The 17,136-nt window shown below is 36.8% G+C and carries 19 protein-coding genes and 1 other annotated feature (1 of these 20 running past the window's edge); of the genes, 8 read left to right on the top strand and 11 right to left on the bottom strand.

Annotated features, from left to right (window positions below; translation table 11 throughout):
- Nucleotides 1–171: a binding site (T-box leader), on the top strand; it begins 46 nt to the left of the window's first position.
- A 76-nt stretch (nt 172–247) separates the two neighbouring features.
- Nucleotides 248–1,237 (top strand): tryptophan--tRNA ligase, encoded by a 990-nt coding sequence (gene trpS, locus AC22L0_RS02405; RefSeq protein ID WP_000110985.1) that lies wholly within the window; start codon nt 248–250, stop codon nt 1,235–1,237.
- A 156-nt stretch (nt 1,238–1,393) separates the two neighbouring features.
- On the opposite strand, the gene AC22L0_RS02400 is transcribed toward trpS, so the two are convergent.
- From AC22L0_RS02400 to AC22L0_RS02370, 7 genes are all read right to left on the bottom strand, one after another.
- Complete coding sequence (locus AC22L0_RS02400; RefSeq protein WP_000966128.1) at nt 1,394–2,140, bottom strand: YjbA family protein; 747 nt, start codon at nt 2,138–2,140, stop codon at nt 1,394–1,396.
- 143 nt (nt 2,141–2,283) lie between these two features.
- Entirely contained in the window at nt 2,284–3,072 is a 789-nt protein-coding gene (locus tag AC22L0_RS02395; RefSeq protein ID WP_000513275.1) for a DUF2268 domain-containing putative Zn-dependent protease, read from the bottom strand.
- A gap of 106 nt (nt 3,073–3,178) precedes the next feature.
- Nucleotides 3,179–4,417 (bottom strand): beta-ketoacyl-ACP synthase II, encoded by a 1,239-nt coding sequence (fabF, locus tag AC22L0_RS02390; RefSeq protein ID WP_487272127.1) that lies wholly within the window; start codon nt 4,415–4,417, stop codon nt 3,179–3,181.
- Nucleotides 4,418–4,448: 31 nt separating this feature from the next.
- Nucleotides 4,449–5,381 (bottom strand): beta-ketoacyl-ACP synthase III, encoded by a 933-nt coding sequence (gene fabH, locus AC22L0_RS02385; protein WP_001100533.1) that lies wholly within the window; start codon nt 5,379–5,381, stop codon nt 4,449–4,451.
- 537 nt (nt 5,382–5,918) lie between these two features.
- Nucleotides 5,919–6,095 carry a ComZ family protein gene (locus tag AC22L0_RS02380; protein ID WP_001986215.1) on the bottom strand — a complete coding sequence of 59 codons (177 nt, stop codon included), beginning with the start codon at nt 6,093–6,095 and terminating at the stop codon, nt 5,919–5,921.
- A 54-nt stretch (nt 6,096–6,149) separates the two neighbouring features.
- The gene (locus AC22L0_RS02375) at nt 6,150–7,022 is read right to left on the bottom strand and encodes an NAD-dependent epimerase/dehydratase family protein (RefSeq protein WP_487272126.1); all 873 of its coding nucleotides are present in this window, start codon (nt 7,020–7,022) and stop codon (nt 6,150–6,152) included.
- Between the two features lie 29 nt (nt 7,023–7,051).
- Nucleotides 7,052–7,786: a lipase family protein gene (locus AC22L0_RS02370; protein ID WP_000028691.1), complete on the bottom strand. Its 735-nt coding sequence runs from the start codon at nt 7,784–7,786 to the stop codon at nt 7,052–7,054.
- A gap of 156 nt (nt 7,787–7,942) precedes the next feature.
- On the opposite strand from AC22L0_RS02370, the gene AC22L0_RS02365 reads away from it, so the two are divergent.
- Complete coding sequence (locus AC22L0_RS02365) at nt 7,943–8,125, top strand: YjzD family protein (protein ID WP_001211116.1); 183 nt, start codon at nt 7,943–7,945, stop codon at nt 8,123–8,125.
- Between the two features lie 38 nt (nt 8,126–8,163).
- Here AC22L0_RS02365 and clpB read toward each other — a convergent pair whose 3' ends face one another.
- Nucleotides 8,164–10,764 (bottom strand): ATP-dependent chaperone ClpB, encoded by a 2,601-nt coding sequence (clpB, locus tag AC22L0_RS02360; RefSeq protein WP_000365404.1) that lies wholly within the window; start codon nt 10,762–10,764, stop codon nt 8,164–8,166.
- Between the two features lie 208 nt (nt 10,765–10,972).
- Nucleotides 10,973–11,152, bottom strand: coding sequence for a YjzC family protein (locus AC22L0_RS02355; protein WP_000531421.1), 180 nt, complete (start codon nt 11,150–11,152; stop codon nt 10,973–10,975).
- A 490-nt stretch (nt 11,153–11,642) separates the two neighbouring features.
- On the opposite strand from AC22L0_RS02355, the gene AC22L0_RS02350 reads away from it, so the two are divergent.
- The 3 genes from AC22L0_RS02350 to AC22L0_RS02340 all read left to right on the top strand — a co-directional run bounded on the left by AC22L0_RS02350 (nt 11,643) and on the right by AC22L0_RS02340 (nt 12,896).
- Nucleotides 11,643–12,452: a Cof-type HAD-IIB family hydrolase gene (locus AC22L0_RS02350; RefSeq protein ID WP_001041232.1), complete on the top strand. Its 810-nt coding sequence runs from the start codon at nt 11,643–11,645 to the stop codon at nt 12,450–12,452.
- Between the two features lie 105 nt (nt 12,453–12,557).
- Nucleotides 12,558–12,698, top strand: coding sequence for a hypothetical protein (locus AC22L0_RS02345; RefSeq protein ID WP_000516816.1), 141 nt, complete (start codon nt 12,558–12,560; stop codon nt 12,696–12,698).
- The gene (locus AC22L0_RS02340) at nt 12,699–12,896 is read left to right on the top strand and encodes a DUF3813 domain-containing protein (protein ID WP_000527407.1); all 198 of its coding nucleotides are present in this window, start codon (nt 12,699–12,701) and stop codon (nt 12,894–12,896) included.
- Nucleotides 12,897–12,921: 25 nt separating this feature from the next.
- Here AC22L0_RS02340 and AC22L0_RS02335 read toward each other — a convergent pair whose 3' ends face one another.
- Nucleotides 12,922–13,779, bottom strand: coding sequence for a YitT family protein (locus AC22L0_RS02335; RefSeq protein WP_000364432.1), 858 nt, complete (start codon nt 13,777–13,779; stop codon nt 12,922–12,924).
- Nucleotides 13,780–13,879: 100 nt separating this feature from the next.
- Here AC22L0_RS02335 and AC22L0_RS02330 point away from each other — a divergent pair, with 100 nt between their 5' ends.
- Nucleotides 13,880–14,011 carry a DUF3941 domain-containing protein gene (locus AC22L0_RS02330; RefSeq protein ID WP_001120851.1) on the top strand — a complete coding sequence of 44 codons (132 nt, stop codon included), beginning with the start codon at nt 13,880–13,882 and terminating at the stop codon, nt 14,009–14,011.
- Between the two features lie 129 nt (nt 14,012–14,140).
- The gene (gene prsA / locus AC22L0_RS02325; RefSeq protein WP_001214216.1) at nt 14,141–14,998 is read left to right on the top strand and encodes a peptidylprolyl isomerase PrsA; all 858 of its coding nucleotides are present in this window, start codon (nt 14,141–14,143) and stop codon (nt 14,996–14,998) included.
- Nucleotides 14,999–15,051: 53 nt separating this feature from the next.
- Here prsA and AC22L0_RS02320 read toward each other — a convergent pair whose 3' ends face one another.
- The gene (locus AC22L0_RS02320) at nt 15,052–15,906 is read right to left on the bottom strand and encodes a CvfB family protein (protein ID WP_000281260.1); all 855 of its coding nucleotides are present in this window, start codon (nt 15,904–15,906) and stop codon (nt 15,052–15,054) included.
- Between the two features lie 230 nt (nt 15,907–16,136).
- On the opposite strand from AC22L0_RS02320, the gene AC22L0_RS02315 reads away from it, so the two are divergent.
- Nucleotides 16,137–16,628: a YajQ family cyclic di-GMP-binding protein gene (locus tag AC22L0_RS02315; protein WP_001040149.1), complete on the top strand. Its 492-nt coding sequence runs from the start codon at nt 16,137–16,139 to the stop codon at nt 16,626–16,628.
- The last annotated feature ends 508 nt before the right edge of the window (nt 16,629–17,136 follow it).

Below are 17,136 nucleotides of genomic sequence, written 5' to 3'. Positions count from 1 at the left end.
AGCTTGTGGTTGGTGTGAACAAGTAATTGTACAGTATGGAATGGGCTTTTGAGCACCAAACCGAACCGAAAGTAGTAGGCTTTGGCGTTATATCCTAACGTTATTATGGATTAGAGAGATTTCACAGTAGTGAAATAATTAGGGTGGTACCGCGGTCCATTCGTCCCTATAGTTTTTGGGATGAATGGGCTTTTTTGTTTGCCTTCTCTCCCCCCCATCACGCATTCAATTTTAGGAGGAATTACTTATGTCAGTTATCTTTTCTGGTATTCAGCCAAGTGGAACGATTACACTTGGAAACTATTTAGGCGCAATGAAGCAGTTTACAGAGCTTCAAAATGAACACGACTGTTATTTCTGTATTGTAAACCAACATGCGATTACAGTACCTCAAGATCCCGTCGGACTTCGTAAAAACATCCGCAGTCTTGCTGCACTTTATGTAGCATGCGGCATCGATCCTGAAAAAGCTACTTTATTTGTACAATCAGAAGTACCAGCACACGCTCAATTAGGATGGATCATGCAATCTGTTGCTTACGTTGGAGAATTAGAACGTATGACGCAATATAAAGATAAAGCTTCGGGTAGAGATTCAGTTCCAGCTGGATTACTTACGTATCCACCATTAATGGCTGCTGATATTTTACTTTACAACACTGAAATCGTACCAGTTGGTGATGACCAAAAGCAACATATGGAATTAACACGCGACCTAGCAGAGCGTTTCAACAAACGCTTCCGTGAAGTGTTCACAATTCCTGAAATTCGTATTCCAAAAGTAGGCGCTCGCGTTATGTCATTAACAGAACCTACGAAGAAAATGAGTAAATCTGATCCGAATCCAAAATCAATGATCAGTATGCTTGATGAACCAAAAACAATTGAAAAGAAAATTAAGAGTGCTGTTACTGACTCTGAAGGTATTGTGAAATTTGATAAAGAAAACAAACCTGGTATCTCTAACTTATTAACAATCTACTCTTCATTCTCTGGAAAAACAGTTGAAGAAATTGAAGCAATGTACGAAGGAAAAGGATACGGCGACTTCAAAGGCGACCTAGCGCAAGTAGTCGTAGAAGCAATTCGTCCAATCCAAGACAAATATAACGAACTAATCAACTCACCAGAACTAGACGAAATTCTAGACAAAGGTGCAGAAAAAGCAAACCGCGTTGCATTCAAACAACTACGCAAAGTAGAAAACGCAATGGGACTAAGCAGAAAACGTAGGTAACATATAAGGTGGAAGCGGCTCGTTCAGAATGTGAGGGGGATGGAGCTCCTGACGTAGAGGCGCTTTTTGCCTCGCAGGAAGGCGCGAAGCCACCGAACATTCTTGCCGCCGGAGCTGGATTACTACAAAATTAAAAAACCGCCAATTGGCGGTTTTTTAATTTACCTTTTGCTCATTTTCCATTTCCCATAACTTTTCAAAAAATGGCTGTCCTTTTACGAGACGCTCGCATAATTGTTCATGCTTATCAGACCAGCCTGTTTTCGCTTCATCATACAGCTTAACCCAAATATCTTCAAATTCCATATGTTGAACCATTCCATATGCTGATGGATCCCACTCTGTGAACCAATAGCGAATTTCTGCTGTATTTTTCGTTGTATGTAATTGATCTAACGCCATAAATAATAATTGTTTTAGCTGTCTTTCTTTACGAGTCAAGCCATTCATAATGAAAGGCGATGGTGATAAAATGTGATGTTCTTTTTCTGTTTCTTCTACTTGGAACTCATACTTTTCTGCTTGTACGTTTTCTACCATCTCATATACCATCTGCTCTTGGCGTGGTATAAGTCTGCTTTTGCGAATTGGTACATTGTAACCAATTGTGTCAATCGCAATAATTCCTTTTCCATCTGTAACAACAAAGCAATACTCTTGCTGCAAACGTTCATGATTTTTACGAATATAAGCCTTATGATGTACGTCTTCCAGCATTTTTTGCGGAAGCTCTAACAATTCGTTCTCGATGTAATGATATAATGTGGCATCTACTTTTAATAATGGCACTTGATCTAATAGCTCAATCGTATCATCTTTCCGCCATTCGTAAAAATGACAAACGTTATACCCATTTTCTTCACCTTCAAACCAATTTACCCATACATCATGTAGATATAACATTCACTACCCCTCACTTCACTACTGTTTGTACCAATCATTATGTTCATTTTCGCTTAACTTTATTCCACTTGAGGAAATATATTCTAATTATTATTTTTTCTTCTATTAATACTAAAAAAACAGGAAATAGAACTCCTGTTTTTTTATATATGAAATGTACTTGCTTTATTCAATATTTCTTTTGCATCTATAGATAATAAAGAAAGTGTATCTTCTCCTTCCAAAGTTACACAATCTTTGACAATATGAAATCCAAGCGCATAGCCAAGCATCTTCGGATAAGAGTGAAAGCCATTTAATAAGATGTCATGTTCCCTTGTTCCTCGTTTTATACTTATTCTTTCATGTACAATATTTTTCCAATAATAAATAGCCTCTTCCTTTGAAAGATACGCCGTCCACGGTGCATTGTTTTTTTCTGTATACCTTTCTGTTACTGCTTGTTCAGCTAGCCCTTCCATAATCATCGTATCAAGTAATGTATATTCTGTTTCTTTCGTCTCAATTTGATGTAACCTGCATATGTGATGATATTCATGCGCTAATAACACTTTTAATTCTTCTACCGAATTCCGTCCACATACGAATAAGAAAATAACATGACGCATAGATAATCCAGCCCTACCGTTATACTCTTCTTGTACAGTTCGATTATAGGAATCTGATAATAAAATAAAGACAGGGACATCTGGACCTTTTAACCAGTTTTTCAGTTTATCATACTCCAGGCTCAATTCTTTCCAAATTTCCTTTTCCTCTAATTCTTTAATTTCCTTTTCTCCGCGCATGATCGGGCGATACATCCCTTTTGAAATTAAAAAGCGATACAACCTTTCTTTTGGCAACGGAATATACTTCGTAAATTTCTCACAAAGTTTTTCTGGCCGCCCATAATATAAATGTAGCCATTCAGCTGTTTCAACAATCCCCATCTTTATCCCTCCTTTTTCTTATGTATATGCTACAGGAGAAAAAGGCGTAAAAATAAATAAGGAGTTTTTTCGCAATATATTGCGAAAAAACTCCTTATTTCATCTATTATTTATACGATTTAAATACTAACACTGCGTTATGACCACCAAATCCTAATGAGTTACTTAACACCGCGTTTACTTCTTGGTGTCTCGCTTGATTCGGTACGTAATCTAAGTCACATTCTGGATCTGGTGTCTCATAGTTAATTGTTGGCGGAATTACTCCGTCTGTAATTGATTTAATAGAGAAAATCGCTTCAACAGCACCAGCTGCTCCTAATAAGTGACCTGTCATTGATTTCGTTGAGCTAATCGCTACTTTATACGCGTGCTCACCGAAAGTTTCTTTAATTGCCATCGTTTCATATTTTTCATTCGCATCCGTACTTGTACCATGCGCATTAATGTAATCAATATCTTCTGGCTGTAGGCCTGCATCAGCTAAAGCTTGACGCATTGCACGCACTCCGCCTTCACCACCAGGAGCAGGCATTGTAATATGGAACGCATCTCCAGTTGCACCATAACCAGCAATTTCCGCGTAAATGTGAGCACCACGCGCTAATGCGTGCTCTAATTCTTCAAGAATTAGAATACCTGAGCCTTCACCCATTACAAAACCGCTACGGTTTTTATCAAATGGACGGCAAGCCGTTGCTGGGTCTTCATTAAATGTTAATGCTTTCGCTGAGCTAAATCCTGCGAATGCCATACTTGTTAGCGGTGCTTCTGCTCCGCCTGTAATCATTGCATCAGCATCACCACGCTGAATTGCTTTAAATGCATCACCAATTGAGTTTGCACCAGATGCACAAGCCGTTACAGAACAAGTGTTAATTCCTTTTGCTCCTGTTGCGATTGATACTTGACCTGCTGCCATATCCGGAATCATCATCGGTACGAAGAATGGGCTCACGCGGCGTGGGCCTTTCTCAGTAAAAATCTTAAATTGTTGTTCGTATGTTTCCATACCGCCAATACCTGATCCAATCCATACACCAATTCGAGGTCCGTTTTCTTCTGTAATTTCAAGCTTTGCATCTGCAACTGCCATTTTCGCTGCTGCTACTGCATATTGTGTAAAGCGGTCCATACGGCGCGCTTCTTTTTTATCAATATATTTCTCGACTTCAAAGTCGTTAATTTCCGCTGCTACTTTTGCTGGAAATAGTTCCGGATCAATTCTTGTAAGTCGTCCGATTCCAGATACACCCTTTTTAATGTTTTCCCATGCTGTTTCAACATCTGTTCCGACCGGTGTAACAGCTCCTAGTCCTGTAATTACGACCCTCTTTTTTTCCATACAAAATACACTCCTTTTTTTCTCTCAGTCCTTATTTACCCCAACGAAGAGCGACTGCTCCCCATGTTAATCCGCCGCCAAAACCAACAAGTATAATTAAATCACCATCTTGAATACGTCCATTTTGCAATTCCTCTACCATTGCAATTGGAATTGAAGAAGCTGATGTATTACCAAACTTTTCAATTGTCATACTCATTTTTTCTTGTGGTAAATTTAATCTCTCTCTTGCAGATTCCATAATACGAATATTCGCTTGATGCGGTACTAAGAAATCCACATCCTCTTTTGTAAGACCAGCCTTATCCAGCACGCGAAGACAAGATTCACCAAGTTGACGAACGGCAAATTTAAAGACTTCTCTGCCATTCATCATAACATACTCGTCTTGATATAGATGCTTACCGCCGCTTCCGTCTGCACCTAATTCGAAAGATAGAACGCCTCTTCCTTCTGAAACTGCTCCCATTACGATAGCACCGGCTCCGTCTCCAAATAATACCGCTGTATTTCGATCATTCCAGTCTACAATTTTAGATAGCTTATCACTACCAACTACTAATACGTTTTTATAAGTCCCCGTTTGAATAAATTGCTGCGCTGTAATCATTCCGTACATAAAACCAGCGCATGCTGCACCTACATCCATTGCAGCTGCATGTTTCGCTCCAATCGCTTCTTGAATGACACAAGCTACTGCTGGAAACGCACGATCTGGTGTTACTGTCGCCACTAAAATAAGATCGATATCTTCTCCGCTAACCCCTGCATCTTCAAGTGCTTTTTTTGCAGCCTCTACGGCCATATATGAAGTATCTATTGTATCATCGGCAATGCGTCTTTCTGCAATTCCCGTTCTCGTACGAATCCATTCATCGGATGTATCCATTATTTTTTCTAAATCGTGATTTGTGACTACTTTTTCTGGCACATATCTTCCGATCCCTAAAATGCCCACGTTCACATCGCAGCCCTCCGTTTTATATCAATTATTATGACTTGGTACTAATTTTAAAACATAAATGTATTTTTGTCTAGAATATATTTCGCATAAAACAGAAAGCTAACGCATTATCCACTTTATTTTTCATTAAAAGAAACAGAAACATACCTCTCAAATATAAAAAGACTCAAACCCTTCTGTTCACGGTTCGAGCCTCTCTTCCATCTAAAAAGATGTTTTTTATTCTTTATCTGCTTTTCTTCTAAACTAGAGAGTTCTCCTCACTACCTTTCCTTTATCCTCTTCATATCTCTGGTTTTCCCCCAGGCGAGAATAAAAAAGGCCCTGACCGCTTCTATCCACGGTTCGAGCCTCTCTTCCACCTTAAAAAGATGCTTTTTATTCTTTATCTGCTTTCCTTCTAAACTAGACAGTTCTCCTCACTACTTTTCCTTTATCCTCTTCATATCTCTGGTTTTCCCCCAGGCGAGAATAAAAAAGGCCCTGACCGCTTCTATCCACGGTTCGGGCCTCTCTTCCATCTTAAAAAGATGCTTTTTATTCTTTATCTGCTTTCCCAAGCTCGTAAGCTTCGTTCATAACTTTCATTAACAACTCTAACACCGGCTGTGCCTTCTCCATATCAAGTGCAATTCCATTATCATCTAAAATTGCCTTTGCTTCCGGTAAATGCTTCATTGCGATTTGTAAAAACTGCATGCTTTTTTCGTTCATATTATACTCTTCCTCTCCATTAAAACTTTCACATACAATAGTGTAACACGCGTACTACCCTTCGTATAACTCTTTATATTTTTTCATGTGTGCCAGTTGCTTATTTAAACCGTATTCTAACGGAGTATTTCTTTTTATTGAAATTACTTCGATAGCCTCATCTCTTACTTCGTTATTATTTTTATTTACTTTATCATCCGCGCGTAAAAGATTCATACCTTTTTCCCATAATGACTGTTTACCACTAAGTAAATTGTATATACCAAGATGCGCCTCGTTCGTTCCATGTTCCCATAAGTATTCACATACATCTTCAACGTAAAGTAAATCATTCCCCTTTTCCTCAATCGTACAACGCCACTCTTTTTCAACTAATTCTGATAAAATAAGCTGATGAAACATCATAAAGGACGGTTGCCACGGTCCATATAATGTTGGAACTCGAAATACACTATATTGTAAATTCCCTTTTTTCAATCCTTCTTCTACTTTCAAAAATAGGCGCTTATTTTCGGATTCATCTGTACTGCCTACTTCAATAGAAGAAATTAAATTTAACTTCACTTTTTGTTCTTCACACATTCTTATAATTCGCTTTAAATATTGTAATATGACTCTTTCATTCCGAAATCCACTTTGCTGATTTGGCTCATATAAGCAAAAATAAACAGTATCGAATCTCTCTTCCTCAACCGATCTCCATCCATCTTCATCTCTTATCGAATAATACGTAAATAACGCATTTCGCCCAATTAATAATAACTTCTCTTCATTAATTTTGGTCATACTATCGAATTCATCAAAATCAAGACCATAGACTTCCACTTCTTCTGCAATCATTTTATTTACAAGGTGATAACCTACAAACGTAAGTGCACCTATTATCAGCACGCGTTCCATACCACCAACCCTTTCCCTCTGAAACAAATAGCTCCTCATTTATGTATATGGGAGCTTCATAATTCTTCTTCATATTTTTTAAAGAAATCAGTCGTTTGCCTAACCATTTTATATTTCACATCTTGCAGATGGAACAAGACAGAAGTATCACATTGATTTAGTTGCCTCATTTTCTCATATCTACGCAACTGCTGTTTTCTTCCTCTTTTTTCTTGTGTTGATACGAAAATTTTAACAGGTACACAAGATGGAAGAAGCGTAAATGATTTCTTATTTATTTTTGATTCTAATTCTTCTTCTTTGGCATCATACGCCAAACTTAATTCCTTCACGAGTCTCTTGTAAAAAAATTTATGCTCTTTCTCAAAACTTACATATTCCGGTAAATCTAAACACGGATTTAGCATAACAACAGAACGAATACATTCAGGATATTTGTTCATCATTTCAAGTGCTACAAGCGCTCCCATACCATCTGCCATAATGTGCATTTTCGCATTTAACGTCTCTTTTCTCAAAACAACATCATATAAACGTTTTGCCAGACGAACAGATTGATCGTTTCCCCAATGTCTTCCGTATAAATTAGAGGAAAAGACCGTGTAGCCTTGTTCAATAAGACCATGTAAAAAATAAGATTTACCCGCATGTTGTGTCCATAAACTTGTACCATTCTCAATAAAGTAGTTATAATCACCGAGGAGCATAACAGAAAATCCATTTGGCTTCTCCGGTAAATAAATGACACATGGTTCTTTTTCTAAGTAAAAAAAACGTTCCGTAATACTCATTTTTCCCCCGCCTTATTTTCTAAACATATAAAAGTACTCTTTTATAATGTATGAACGGAATGCAAATTTGCGTTGAAAAATCTACAAATATTTTTCTATATTCTTTTTTCAATTGTGTTACAATAAGGACAGATTGAACGAATAGAGGTGTAAAATATGCGTTTCATTTGGGCATTAATTTGGTCGTTCTTACTTGTACATATGATGAGCTATGTAATCGGCTCTATGACTGGCGGTACATACGACTTTAACCAAGCGTCTATTTTCTCAGTTGTTCTTGCTGTGTTAGTACTAGCAATTTCAGCTGCAATTCCAAACGAGCCAGTAGAACAACACTAAAAAAAGAGTCCGGATTTTATCCGAACTCTTTTTTATTTTTATTTCACATGAACGACTAATTCGTTATTTTCTACATCAACAACTACGTGACTATTGTCAGTAATTGTTCCTGCAATTAATTCTCGTGCTAATTTCGTTTCCACTTGACGCTGTACGTATCGTTTTAATGGACGAGCTCCGTACATTGGGTCGAAACCAGCTTCCACAACAAATTCTTTTGCTGCATCTGTTAATTCTACTGTAATGTGACGGTCAGCTAGACGACCTTGTAGTTCTTTTACAATTTTATCAACAATGCTTTTAATTTCATTCGTTGTAAGAGGTTTGAATAAAATAATTTCATCAACACGGTTTAAAAATTCAGGGCGGAAATGTCCTCTTAATTGCCCCATTACAAGGTCTCTTGATTCCTCTTTAATCGAACCATCTTCTTCTAATCCATCTAGTAAATGAGCAGATCCGATATTTGAAGTCATAATAATAACTGTATTTTTAAAATCCACTGTACGACCTTGCGAATCTGTAATGCGTCCATCATCTAACATTTGTAATAAAATGTTGAATACTTCTGGATGTGCTTTTTCAATTTCATCTAATAAAACAACGGAATATGGTTTACGTCTTACCGCTTCTGTTAATTGACCGCCTTCCTCATATCCTACATATCCAGGAGGTGCACCAATTAAGCGTGACACTGCGTGTTTCTCCATATACTCAGACATGTCAATGCGAATCATTTGCTCTTCACTATCGAATAAAGACTGGGCTAGCGTTTTTGCAAGTTCTGTTTTACCAACACCTGTTGGTCCTAAGAAGATGAAAGAACCAATCGGGCGGTTTGGATCTTTAATACCAGCGCGAGCACGAAGAACTGCGTCTGACACTAAGCTTACTGCTTCCTCTTGTCCGATAACACGCTCTGATAAGATTTGCTCTAAGCGTAATAATTTCTCGCGTTCACCTTCCACGAGTTTCGCAACAGGAATACCCGTCCAGCGTGAAACAATATCTGCAATTTCTTCTTCACTTACTTCCTCACGTAATAAACGATTTTCTTGTTTATTATGCGCGCCCATTTCTTCCGCTTCTTTTAACTCTTTTTCAATTGCTGGAATTTTCCCGTGACGAAGTTCGGCTGCTTTATTTAAATCGTAATTACCTTCTGCTTCTTCTAATTCACGACGCAGACGTTCTAAATGTTCACGTAAGTCACGAACTTTGTGAATTTCTTCTTTTTCTTTCTCCCATTTCGCTCTCATACCACTTGCAACTTCTTTTAAATCCGATAATTCACGTTGCAATGTTTTTAGACGCTCTTGGCTACCACGATCCGTTTCTTTTCCAAGAGCCGCTTCTTCAATTTCCAGCTGCATAATGCGTCGCGTTACTTCATCTAATTCTGTCGGCATAGAATCAATTTCTGTACGAATTGTTGCACATGCTTCGTCAACAAGGTCAATTGCTTTATCAGGTAAGAAGCGATCTGAAATATATCGATCTGATAAAACTGACGCCGCTACAATCGCACGGTCATGAATATTTACACCGTGATAAATTTCAAAGCGTTCTTTTAATCCACGTAAAATTGAGATTGTATCTTCAACAGTTGGTTCTTCTGCTAATACTTGTTGGAAACGTCTTTCTAGTGCTGGATCTTTTTCAATATATTTGCGATATTCATCGAGCGTCGTCGCCCCGATACAATGCAGTTCACCACGCGCAAGCATCGGTTTTAACATATTTCCTGCATCCATCGCACCTTCTGTTTTACCAGCTCCAACTATTGTATGAAGTTCATCAATGAATAATAAAATGCGGCCCTCACTCTTTTTAATTTCATTTAATACAGCTTGCAGACGCTCTTCGAACTCACCACGGAATTTCGCACCTGCTACGAGCGCACTCATATCTAACGCAAAAATCGTTCTATCTTTCAATCCTTCAGGTACATCCTTTTTCACGATACGCTGTGCTAGCCCTTCAACGATTGCTGTTTTACCAACACCTGGCTCCCCAATTAAAACAGGATTGTTTTTCGTTTTACGTGAAAGAATACGAATTACACGTCGTATTTCACTATCACGGCCGATTACAGGATCAATTTTCCCTGCTCTCACTTCCGCCACTAAATCACGACCATATTTTTCTAACGCTTCATAAGTTGCTTCTGGATTTTGACTCGTCACTCTTTGATTCCCCCGAACTGTCATTAAAGACTGTAATAAGTTATCTTTCGTAATATGCAATCTTGTAAATAATTGATTTATATCGCCTTTTTCTTCAGAAAAAGCAAGCAACACATGTTCTACTGAAATGTAATCATCCTGCAGTTTTTCTGCTTCTTTCCCTGCTCTTACAAGCAGTTGTTGCAGAGCGCTCGTTACATACAATTTTCCAACTTCTGCACCGCTCCCCGTTACAGAAGGTTTCTTTTTAATTAAACTTTCAGCACCTTGCTTTAATGCTTCTATATCAACATTCATTTTTTGAAATATACGTACTGCTAATCCATCTTGCTCTTCTAATAATGCAAGTAATAGATGAACAGTATCCACCTCTTGGTGATGATGAGATACCGCTAAAGATTGGGCACTCATAATCGCCTCTTGTGTTTTTGTTGTCATTTGATTTAAGTCCATCTTTACAGCCCTCCAAAAGTTTGACTTTCTTTGACCTTTGATTTGATTATACGCCAACTGACTTTTTTATACAATAATTTTGCCTATGTATTTTCAAACTTATTATTTGAAAAAGAAAAAGAGAGCATTCATTATACTGCTAAAAATACGGTAAATGAAATTACAATGTGTAACGACAAAAAAGCCGCAATAATGATTGCGGCTTCTGTTACGGTTTTCTTTTATATGTCCACTGGCGGTTATGATTCGTGTTATCCGGAAACTTTTCACCGGCAGTTAATTTCACCATTTGCGGATCTTTCACCATACTTCCCGTTTCACCAATTTCTACGTAAATGCCATCATTCGGCGCTTTTTGTCCAGAACGAAACCTGCGATTTTGTCCCATCTTCATTCTCCTTCCATGACGTCTTGCCTCATTAGTATATCCATTTTAAAAGAAAGCTTTTCTGTCATGTTTAGGAAACAGTACTACATCTCATTCTTGTACATATATATGAATGACACAAGCGTAAGCAGGGATTTCTTTCCTACTTGTAGAAAAAAAAGAAACCAACCTACTCTAGGCTAGTTTCAAAGGAGAGTCAAACATATACGAGAAGATTACATGTTCATTATATGCCTCATCACACGAGCAATGTAACCCTTTTCACAATTTGTACATAATGAAAGAAACATTGTTTGAACTTTCTAAAAAGATGTTGACTTTTCTTAATTTCCAACGATAAATAGTAGACACCACAGCGCTTTGAGACGTAAGATGGATATATAGTGAAATTTCCATCTATGGTGATTTCACCGAGCCTAACCTCTTATTTCTGCATATTAAAAACGGAAATACAGATAGATACAAAAAAATTATTATAAGAGGTGAAATTATGAACAAACAACATTTAATCGCATTAGACTTAGACGGCACTTTATTAACAGACAACAAAATAATTTCCACTCGAACGAAACATACAATTGCAAAAGCAAAGGAACAGGGACATATTGTTGTTATTTCAACAGGACGTCCATTCCGTGCTAGTTACGATTACTATAAAGAACTTGATCTTAACACACCTATCGTAAACTTTAACGGCGCTTACGTACATCATCCTCTTGATTCAAACTGGGGAACACATCACTCTCCTCTTGAGCTAGCAACAGCGCAAGAAATTGTCCGAGCTTGCTTTGATTTTGGCGTAAAAAATATATACGCGGAAGTAATGGACGATGTGTATGTTCGTGAAATTGATGAAGATAAAAAACATATTTTCGAATTCGGCTCTCCTAAGATTTTTACGGGAGACTTATTAAATATTTTAAACGATCATCCAACTTGCTTATTAATTGACGCACATGACGAGCATTCTACTGCAATTCGTCAACATTTAACGGATATGCATGCGGAAGTAATCGACCATAGAAAATGGGGCGCACCTTGGCCGATTATTGAAATTGTGAAAAGCGGATTAAATAAAGCAGTTGGATTACAAAAAATTTCTAGTCATTACAACATTCCACAAGAGCGAATTATCGCTTTCGGTGATGAAGATAATGATTTTGAAATGATTGAATTTGCTGGTCACGGCATCGCAATGGGAAATGCCATCCCTGAATTAAAATCACTCGCAAACCATACGACGTTAACGAACGAAGAAGATGGTATTGCTTTATATTTAGAAGAGGTTCTTGGGTTGTAATCTAAAAATTCCCTACTTATAGTTTCCTGCCAAATGTCCATACTATAAGTAGACGCATGAGACATTGCGTCGATTGTTTTCAGCTAAATAAAGGGGGTTTTTCGAATGGGTAAAAAGAACAAATCAAAACGTTTTATCCAACAAGGAGCCGATGCTGTTATGAAGCATGATGCAAGATTCCCGTACAGAGGTACATTAGCTGAGGCAGAAAAAGCAAGAAGTAACTCTTCTTTTGGAGGGGTTTAAATGGGGAACTTACTATTCCAACAAGCTAGAGATGCTGTTGAAAATGCCGTATCTTGTTCAAGCGGTACTGAGCAACAAGATCTCGTGTATAGAGCAAAAAATGCTTTGCAATCCGCTTACGCAAACTCTTCAACTGCTGAAAAAGTTCAGCTCCGTGAAATGCAAGAGCAATTGCAAAACATTACGAATTTACATTAAAAAAGAGGACCAACTTTGGTCCTCTTTAATCTTTCCGAAACAATCCGAACACCCCAACTGTTTGCAGTATATTTGTAAATGCACCTGGGTCCACTTGTCTAATAATCCTCTCTAATTCGTATAACTCGTAACGGGTAATAACCATCATTAACATTTCTTTATTTTCATTCGTATAAGCACCTGTTGCTGGTATCGTTGTAATCCCTCTTACTAATCGCGAGTGAATCGCCTTTCTTACGTCTGCCCCATTCTTCGTAACAATTAATGCTGTAATCTTTACATGACGAGTATGAATTGCATCAATAATTCTCGTTGATACATATAAAGTCACTAGCGTATACAACGCTTTTTCCCATCCATATACATAGCCAGCAGCAATAATGATAATTGCATTAAAAAAGAAAAAGTATGTACCGACAGGCTTATCTTTTATTTTTGATAAAATCATGGCGATAATATCTAATCCACCTGTAGAAGCACCCCACTTTAAAGCAATCCCTACTCCAATTGCCGAAATAATCCCACCAAAAATCGCATTTAATATGATATCATTCGAAACCGCTCTAACAGGGATGATTTCTAGAAACAGAGTCATAAATATAACACAAAGAAAACTAAAAAAGGTGAAGGCCTTTCCAACCTTTTTCCACGCTAAAATAACGACAGGAATATTAAATAAGCTAAACAATACTCCCGTAGATATGTGAATCGATAAAAAATCACCTAATATTTGCGATAATAATTGAGACAATCCAGCAAAGCCGCTCGCATACACTTTTGCTGGTGTTAAAAATAAATTCATCCCAATCGCGTTTAATAAACCTGCGATGATTACAACGATTAACTTCTTTATAAGTTCAGTATAATTCAACTTCAAATCCATTTCGAATCCACCTTTACCCTTCATAAATGCACCGCTATACATAGTCTTTACGAAAAAGGAAATGATAAACGTACAACGTTTAGAAATGGAGTTGATACATATGCCACATACGAGTGATAACGACAAAAAAGCACGCGATAATAACGCAAAACGCACACAAAAAAATGAGCAAGAGCAAAAAAATATTCAGCAAGGTAAACGTGCATACTCTAAAAAGACCGATCACCTTTGATTCCATCGTACATCAACAATTATGTTGATGTACTTTTTTACATTTTAAAGGAAAAAAACATTAAAAATTCACTTCATGTTCACTTCTATATTCTACAATAGCGATAACATATTCGGATGAGGTGTTGGCATGAGAGGGAAACATATTTTCATTATTACTGCACTAATAAGTATATTGATGTTATCTGCTTGCGGACAAAAAAACGGCTCAGCTACAGTCGCTACAGCAACAGACTCGACCATTACAAAGGATAACTTCGAAAAACAATTGAAAGATCGTTACGGAAAAGACATGCTATACGAAATGATGGCACAAGACGTCATCACAAAAAAATATAAAGTATCTGATGAAGAGGTAAATAAAGAAGTAGAAAAGGTAAAAAAACAATATGGAGATCAATTCAAAAAAGTATTAGAAAATAATGGTTTAAAAGATGAAGAGGATTTTAAAAATCAAATTAAGTTCAAACTTGCTATGAATGAAGCGATTAAGAAAAGCATTACAGAGAAAGACGTAAAAGACCACTATAAGCCAGAAATTAAAGCGAGTCACATTTTAGTAAGTGACGAAAATGAAGCGAAAGAAATAAAGAGTAAACTAGATGCTGGTGCTTCATTTGAAGAATTAGCAAAACAAGAATCACAAGATCTACTATCAAAAGATAAAGGCGGAGACCTTGGATACTTCAATTCAGGTACAATGGCTCCTGAATTCGAAACGGCTGCCTACAAACTAAATGTTGGACAAATTAGCAATCCCGTAAAATCATCAAACGGTTATCACGTTATTAAATTAACTGATAAAAAAGATTTAAAACCTTACGATGAGGTAAAAAACTCTATTCGCAAAAACTTAGAGGAAGAACGTACTGCTGATCCTGTATTCAGCAAAAAATTGTTACAAGAGGAATTAAAAAAGGCAAATATTAAAATAAATGATAGTGATTTGAAAGATACATTTACTCTTGTTTCTCCGCAAGGAAATTAAAAAAAGCACACCCTTATCTTTTTAGATAAGGGTGTGCTTTTTAATCTTTCATCTTATTTCTTAAAGTACGTCCAACCTTCTTCTTGGTAAACCTTTTCTTCTTTCATCAACTTACCAAGTGCGCGCTTAAATGCAGCTTTACTCATGTTAAAGCGTTCTTTAATATCTTCTGGATGGCTCTTATCCCAAAACGGCATTGCTCCGCCTCGTTCTTCCATATATGCATAAATTACTGCAGCATCATCTTCCATTCCTTCTTCTTTACGAGGAAGAAGTGAAATGTTAATTGTACCGTCATCTTTTACGTCAATAATACGGCCCGTTACACGCTGACCGATGCGGACTTGTTCTTTTCTTTCTGTATGGTGTAGGAAAGCACGGAAATGCTCATCCGTTAGTATGAATGAACCAACTTGAAGTGAACGATATACACGTCCGTTTACGTTTTTATTACGCATAGATGGCGTTGCATCTACGATAATTTCTTGCATATCACTGTCTCTTGCCGGAAGAGCAATTAAACGATCACGATTCGTTAATTTTAACGTACAATATAATTCGTCGCCTACTTCTGGCCATACCGGCATATAAATCGGGAACTCATCAGCTGGAATTAGTATATCTTTTGACACACCAATATCAACAAACACACCTAAACTAGGAATAACTTCTACAACCTTTACCCAGTTCCAATCATAAGTTGTAATAATCGGTTCCTTCATTGTTGCTGAAATACGATTTTGGTGATCAAGGTATAAGAATACATCAATCGTATCGCCTTCTTCAATTTCTCCAGCCACTTCGTTTTTATGTAGGAAAATTTCTTCTTCTTCATTCCCAACCATATATCCGATTTCCGTTTCGCGTAAAACAGTTACCTGTTCAATCGATCCTATTTGCAAATACATATTTTTTAATTCCCTTCTATATATATAAAATTATCTTTTTTATCATTCCAAACAAAAGTTAATTATAACATGATTTTTCCTATATTTGTCCAACTACCCAAAATTCACTATAATAAAATGAGGTTACATGAATATAAGTACGAAAACACTTAAGTCTAGACTCGTTTTCAGCTATACTTTAGTATGTACAGTACATAAAAAGATTAGAAATTTATTTGGAGGTGCTAACTATGGCAAAAGATAGTTCTTTTGACATCGTTTCGAAAGTAGAATTACCTGAAGTAACAAACGCAATTAATATCGCATTAAAAGAAATCCAAAACCGATATGACTTTAAAGGAAGTAAAAGTGATATTAAATTAGAAAAAGAAGTACTTGTTTTAACTTCTGATGACGAGTTTAAATTAGAGCAAGTAAAAGACGTTCTTATCTCTAAACTTGTAAAACGTAACGTTCCAATTAAGAACTTAGATTACGGAAAAGTTGAAGCTGCAACTGGCAACACTGTTCGCCAACGCGCAACACTTCAACAAGGTATCGATAAAGATAACGCGAAAAAAATTAACAACATCATTAAAGAAATGAAATTAAAAGTAAAAACACAAGTACAAGATGATCAAGTACGTGTTACAGCAAAAAGCCGTGATGACTTACAAGCAGTAATCGCAGCTGTTCGTAGCGCTGATTTACCAATCGACGTACAGTTCATTAACTACCGCTAAAAAGAAAACTCCTCTTAATTAGAGGAGTTTTCTTTTTTGTCTTGTAGAGACAATATTACGAGAACAAACTATAGAAAAAGGTATATGCGGTGAAAATCGCTAAGTGAACAGGGTCTAACCATACGCATACTTTACAAGTGACCGTATGATTAAACTAGGCCTTATTGTAGAATTTGTTTTATACATGTATTTAGCAGACCTTATTGAAAATAAGAAAAAGACACCTCAAGACGTTTCCCCCTTCGATTTGAATTACTTTTCTTAGTAACTACACCCTAGACCAAAGTCATCTTAAAAATCGCTGTAACTCATAATTCCTCCCCCCGCCAAAACGTAACAATTTATGAGTATAAGAATATTTCCCAACCTTTAATGTATTGTAAAATTAATAAGGAACTTAAAAAATGTTAATTAAAAAAGAGTTAGAAGTGGTTATATGAAGAAATTAATACTATGGTTTTTATTGGCCACATTCTCCCTAAATACTGTAGGATGTTCTAATAATGCG

It is taken from the genome of Bacillus sp. LQ01 (assembly GCF_057624735.1).
The sequence above is the reverse complement of the archived record's forward strand: the minus strand, read 5'-3'. Positions and strand labels throughout refer to the sequence as shown.

Coding starts and splice junctions, on each gene's coding strand:
- AC22L0_RS02330 (WP_001120851.1), top strand. CDS start 13,880: ATGCCACATACGAGTGATAACGACAAAAAAGCACGCGATAATAACGCA.
- AC22L0_RS02345 (WP_000516816.1), top strand. CDS start 12,558: ATGGGTAAAAAGAACAAATCAAAACGTTTTATCCAACAAGGAGCCGAT.
- clpB (WP_000365404.1), bottom strand. CDS start 10,764: ATGGACTTAAATCAAATGACAACAAAAACACAAGAGGCGATTATGAGT.
- fabF (WP_487272127.1), bottom strand. CDS start 4,417: ATGGAAAAAAAGAGGGTCGTAATTACAGGACTAGGAGCTGTTACACCG.
- AC22L0_RS02315 (WP_001040149.1), top strand. CDS start 16,137: ATGGCAAAAGATAGTTCTTTTGACATCGTTTCGAAAGTAGAATTACCT.
- AC22L0_RS02320 (WP_000281260.1), bottom strand. CDS start 15,906: ATGTATTTGCAAATAGGATCGATTGAACAGGTAACTGTTTTACGCGAA.
- AC22L0_RS02400 (WP_000966128.1), bottom strand. CDS start 2,140: ATGTTATATCTACATGATGTATGGGTAAATTGGTTTGAAGGTGAAGAA.
- prsA (WP_001214216.1), top strand. CDS start 14,141: ATGAGAGGGAAACATATTTTCATTATTACTGCACTAATAAGTATATTG.
- trpS (WP_000110985.1), top strand. CDS start 248: ATGTCAGTTATCTTTTCTGGTATTCAGCCAAGTGGAACGATTACACTT.
- AC22L0_RS02355 (WP_000531421.1), bottom strand. CDS start 11,152: ATGGGACAAAATCGCAGGTTTCGTTCTGGACAAAAAGCGCCGAATGAT.
- AC22L0_RS02340 (WP_000527407.1), top strand. CDS start 12,699: ATGGGGAACTTACTATTCCAACAAGCTAGAGATGCTGTTGAAAATGCC.
- AC22L0_RS02380 (WP_001986215.1), bottom strand. CDS start 6,095: ATGAACGAAAAAAGCATGCAGTTTTTACAAATCGCAATGAAGCATTTA.
- AC22L0_RS02370 (WP_000028691.1), bottom strand. CDS start 7,786: ATGAGTATTACGGAACGTTTTTTTTACTTAGAAAAAGAACCATGTGTC.
- AC22L0_RS02335 (WP_000364432.1), bottom strand. CDS start 13,779: ATGGATTTGAAGTTGAATTATACTGAACTTATAAAGAAGTTAATCGTT.
- AC22L0_RS02395 (WP_000513275.1), bottom strand. CDS start 3,072: ATGGGGATTGTTGAAACAGCTGAATGGCTACATTTATATTATGGGCGG.
- AC22L0_RS02350 (WP_001041232.1), top strand. CDS start 11,643: ATGAACAAACAACATTTAATCGCATTAGACTTAGACGGCACTTTATTA.
- AC22L0_RS02365 (WP_001211116.1), top strand. CDS start 7,943: ATGCGTTTCATTTGGGCATTAATTTGGTCGTTCTTACTTGTACATATG.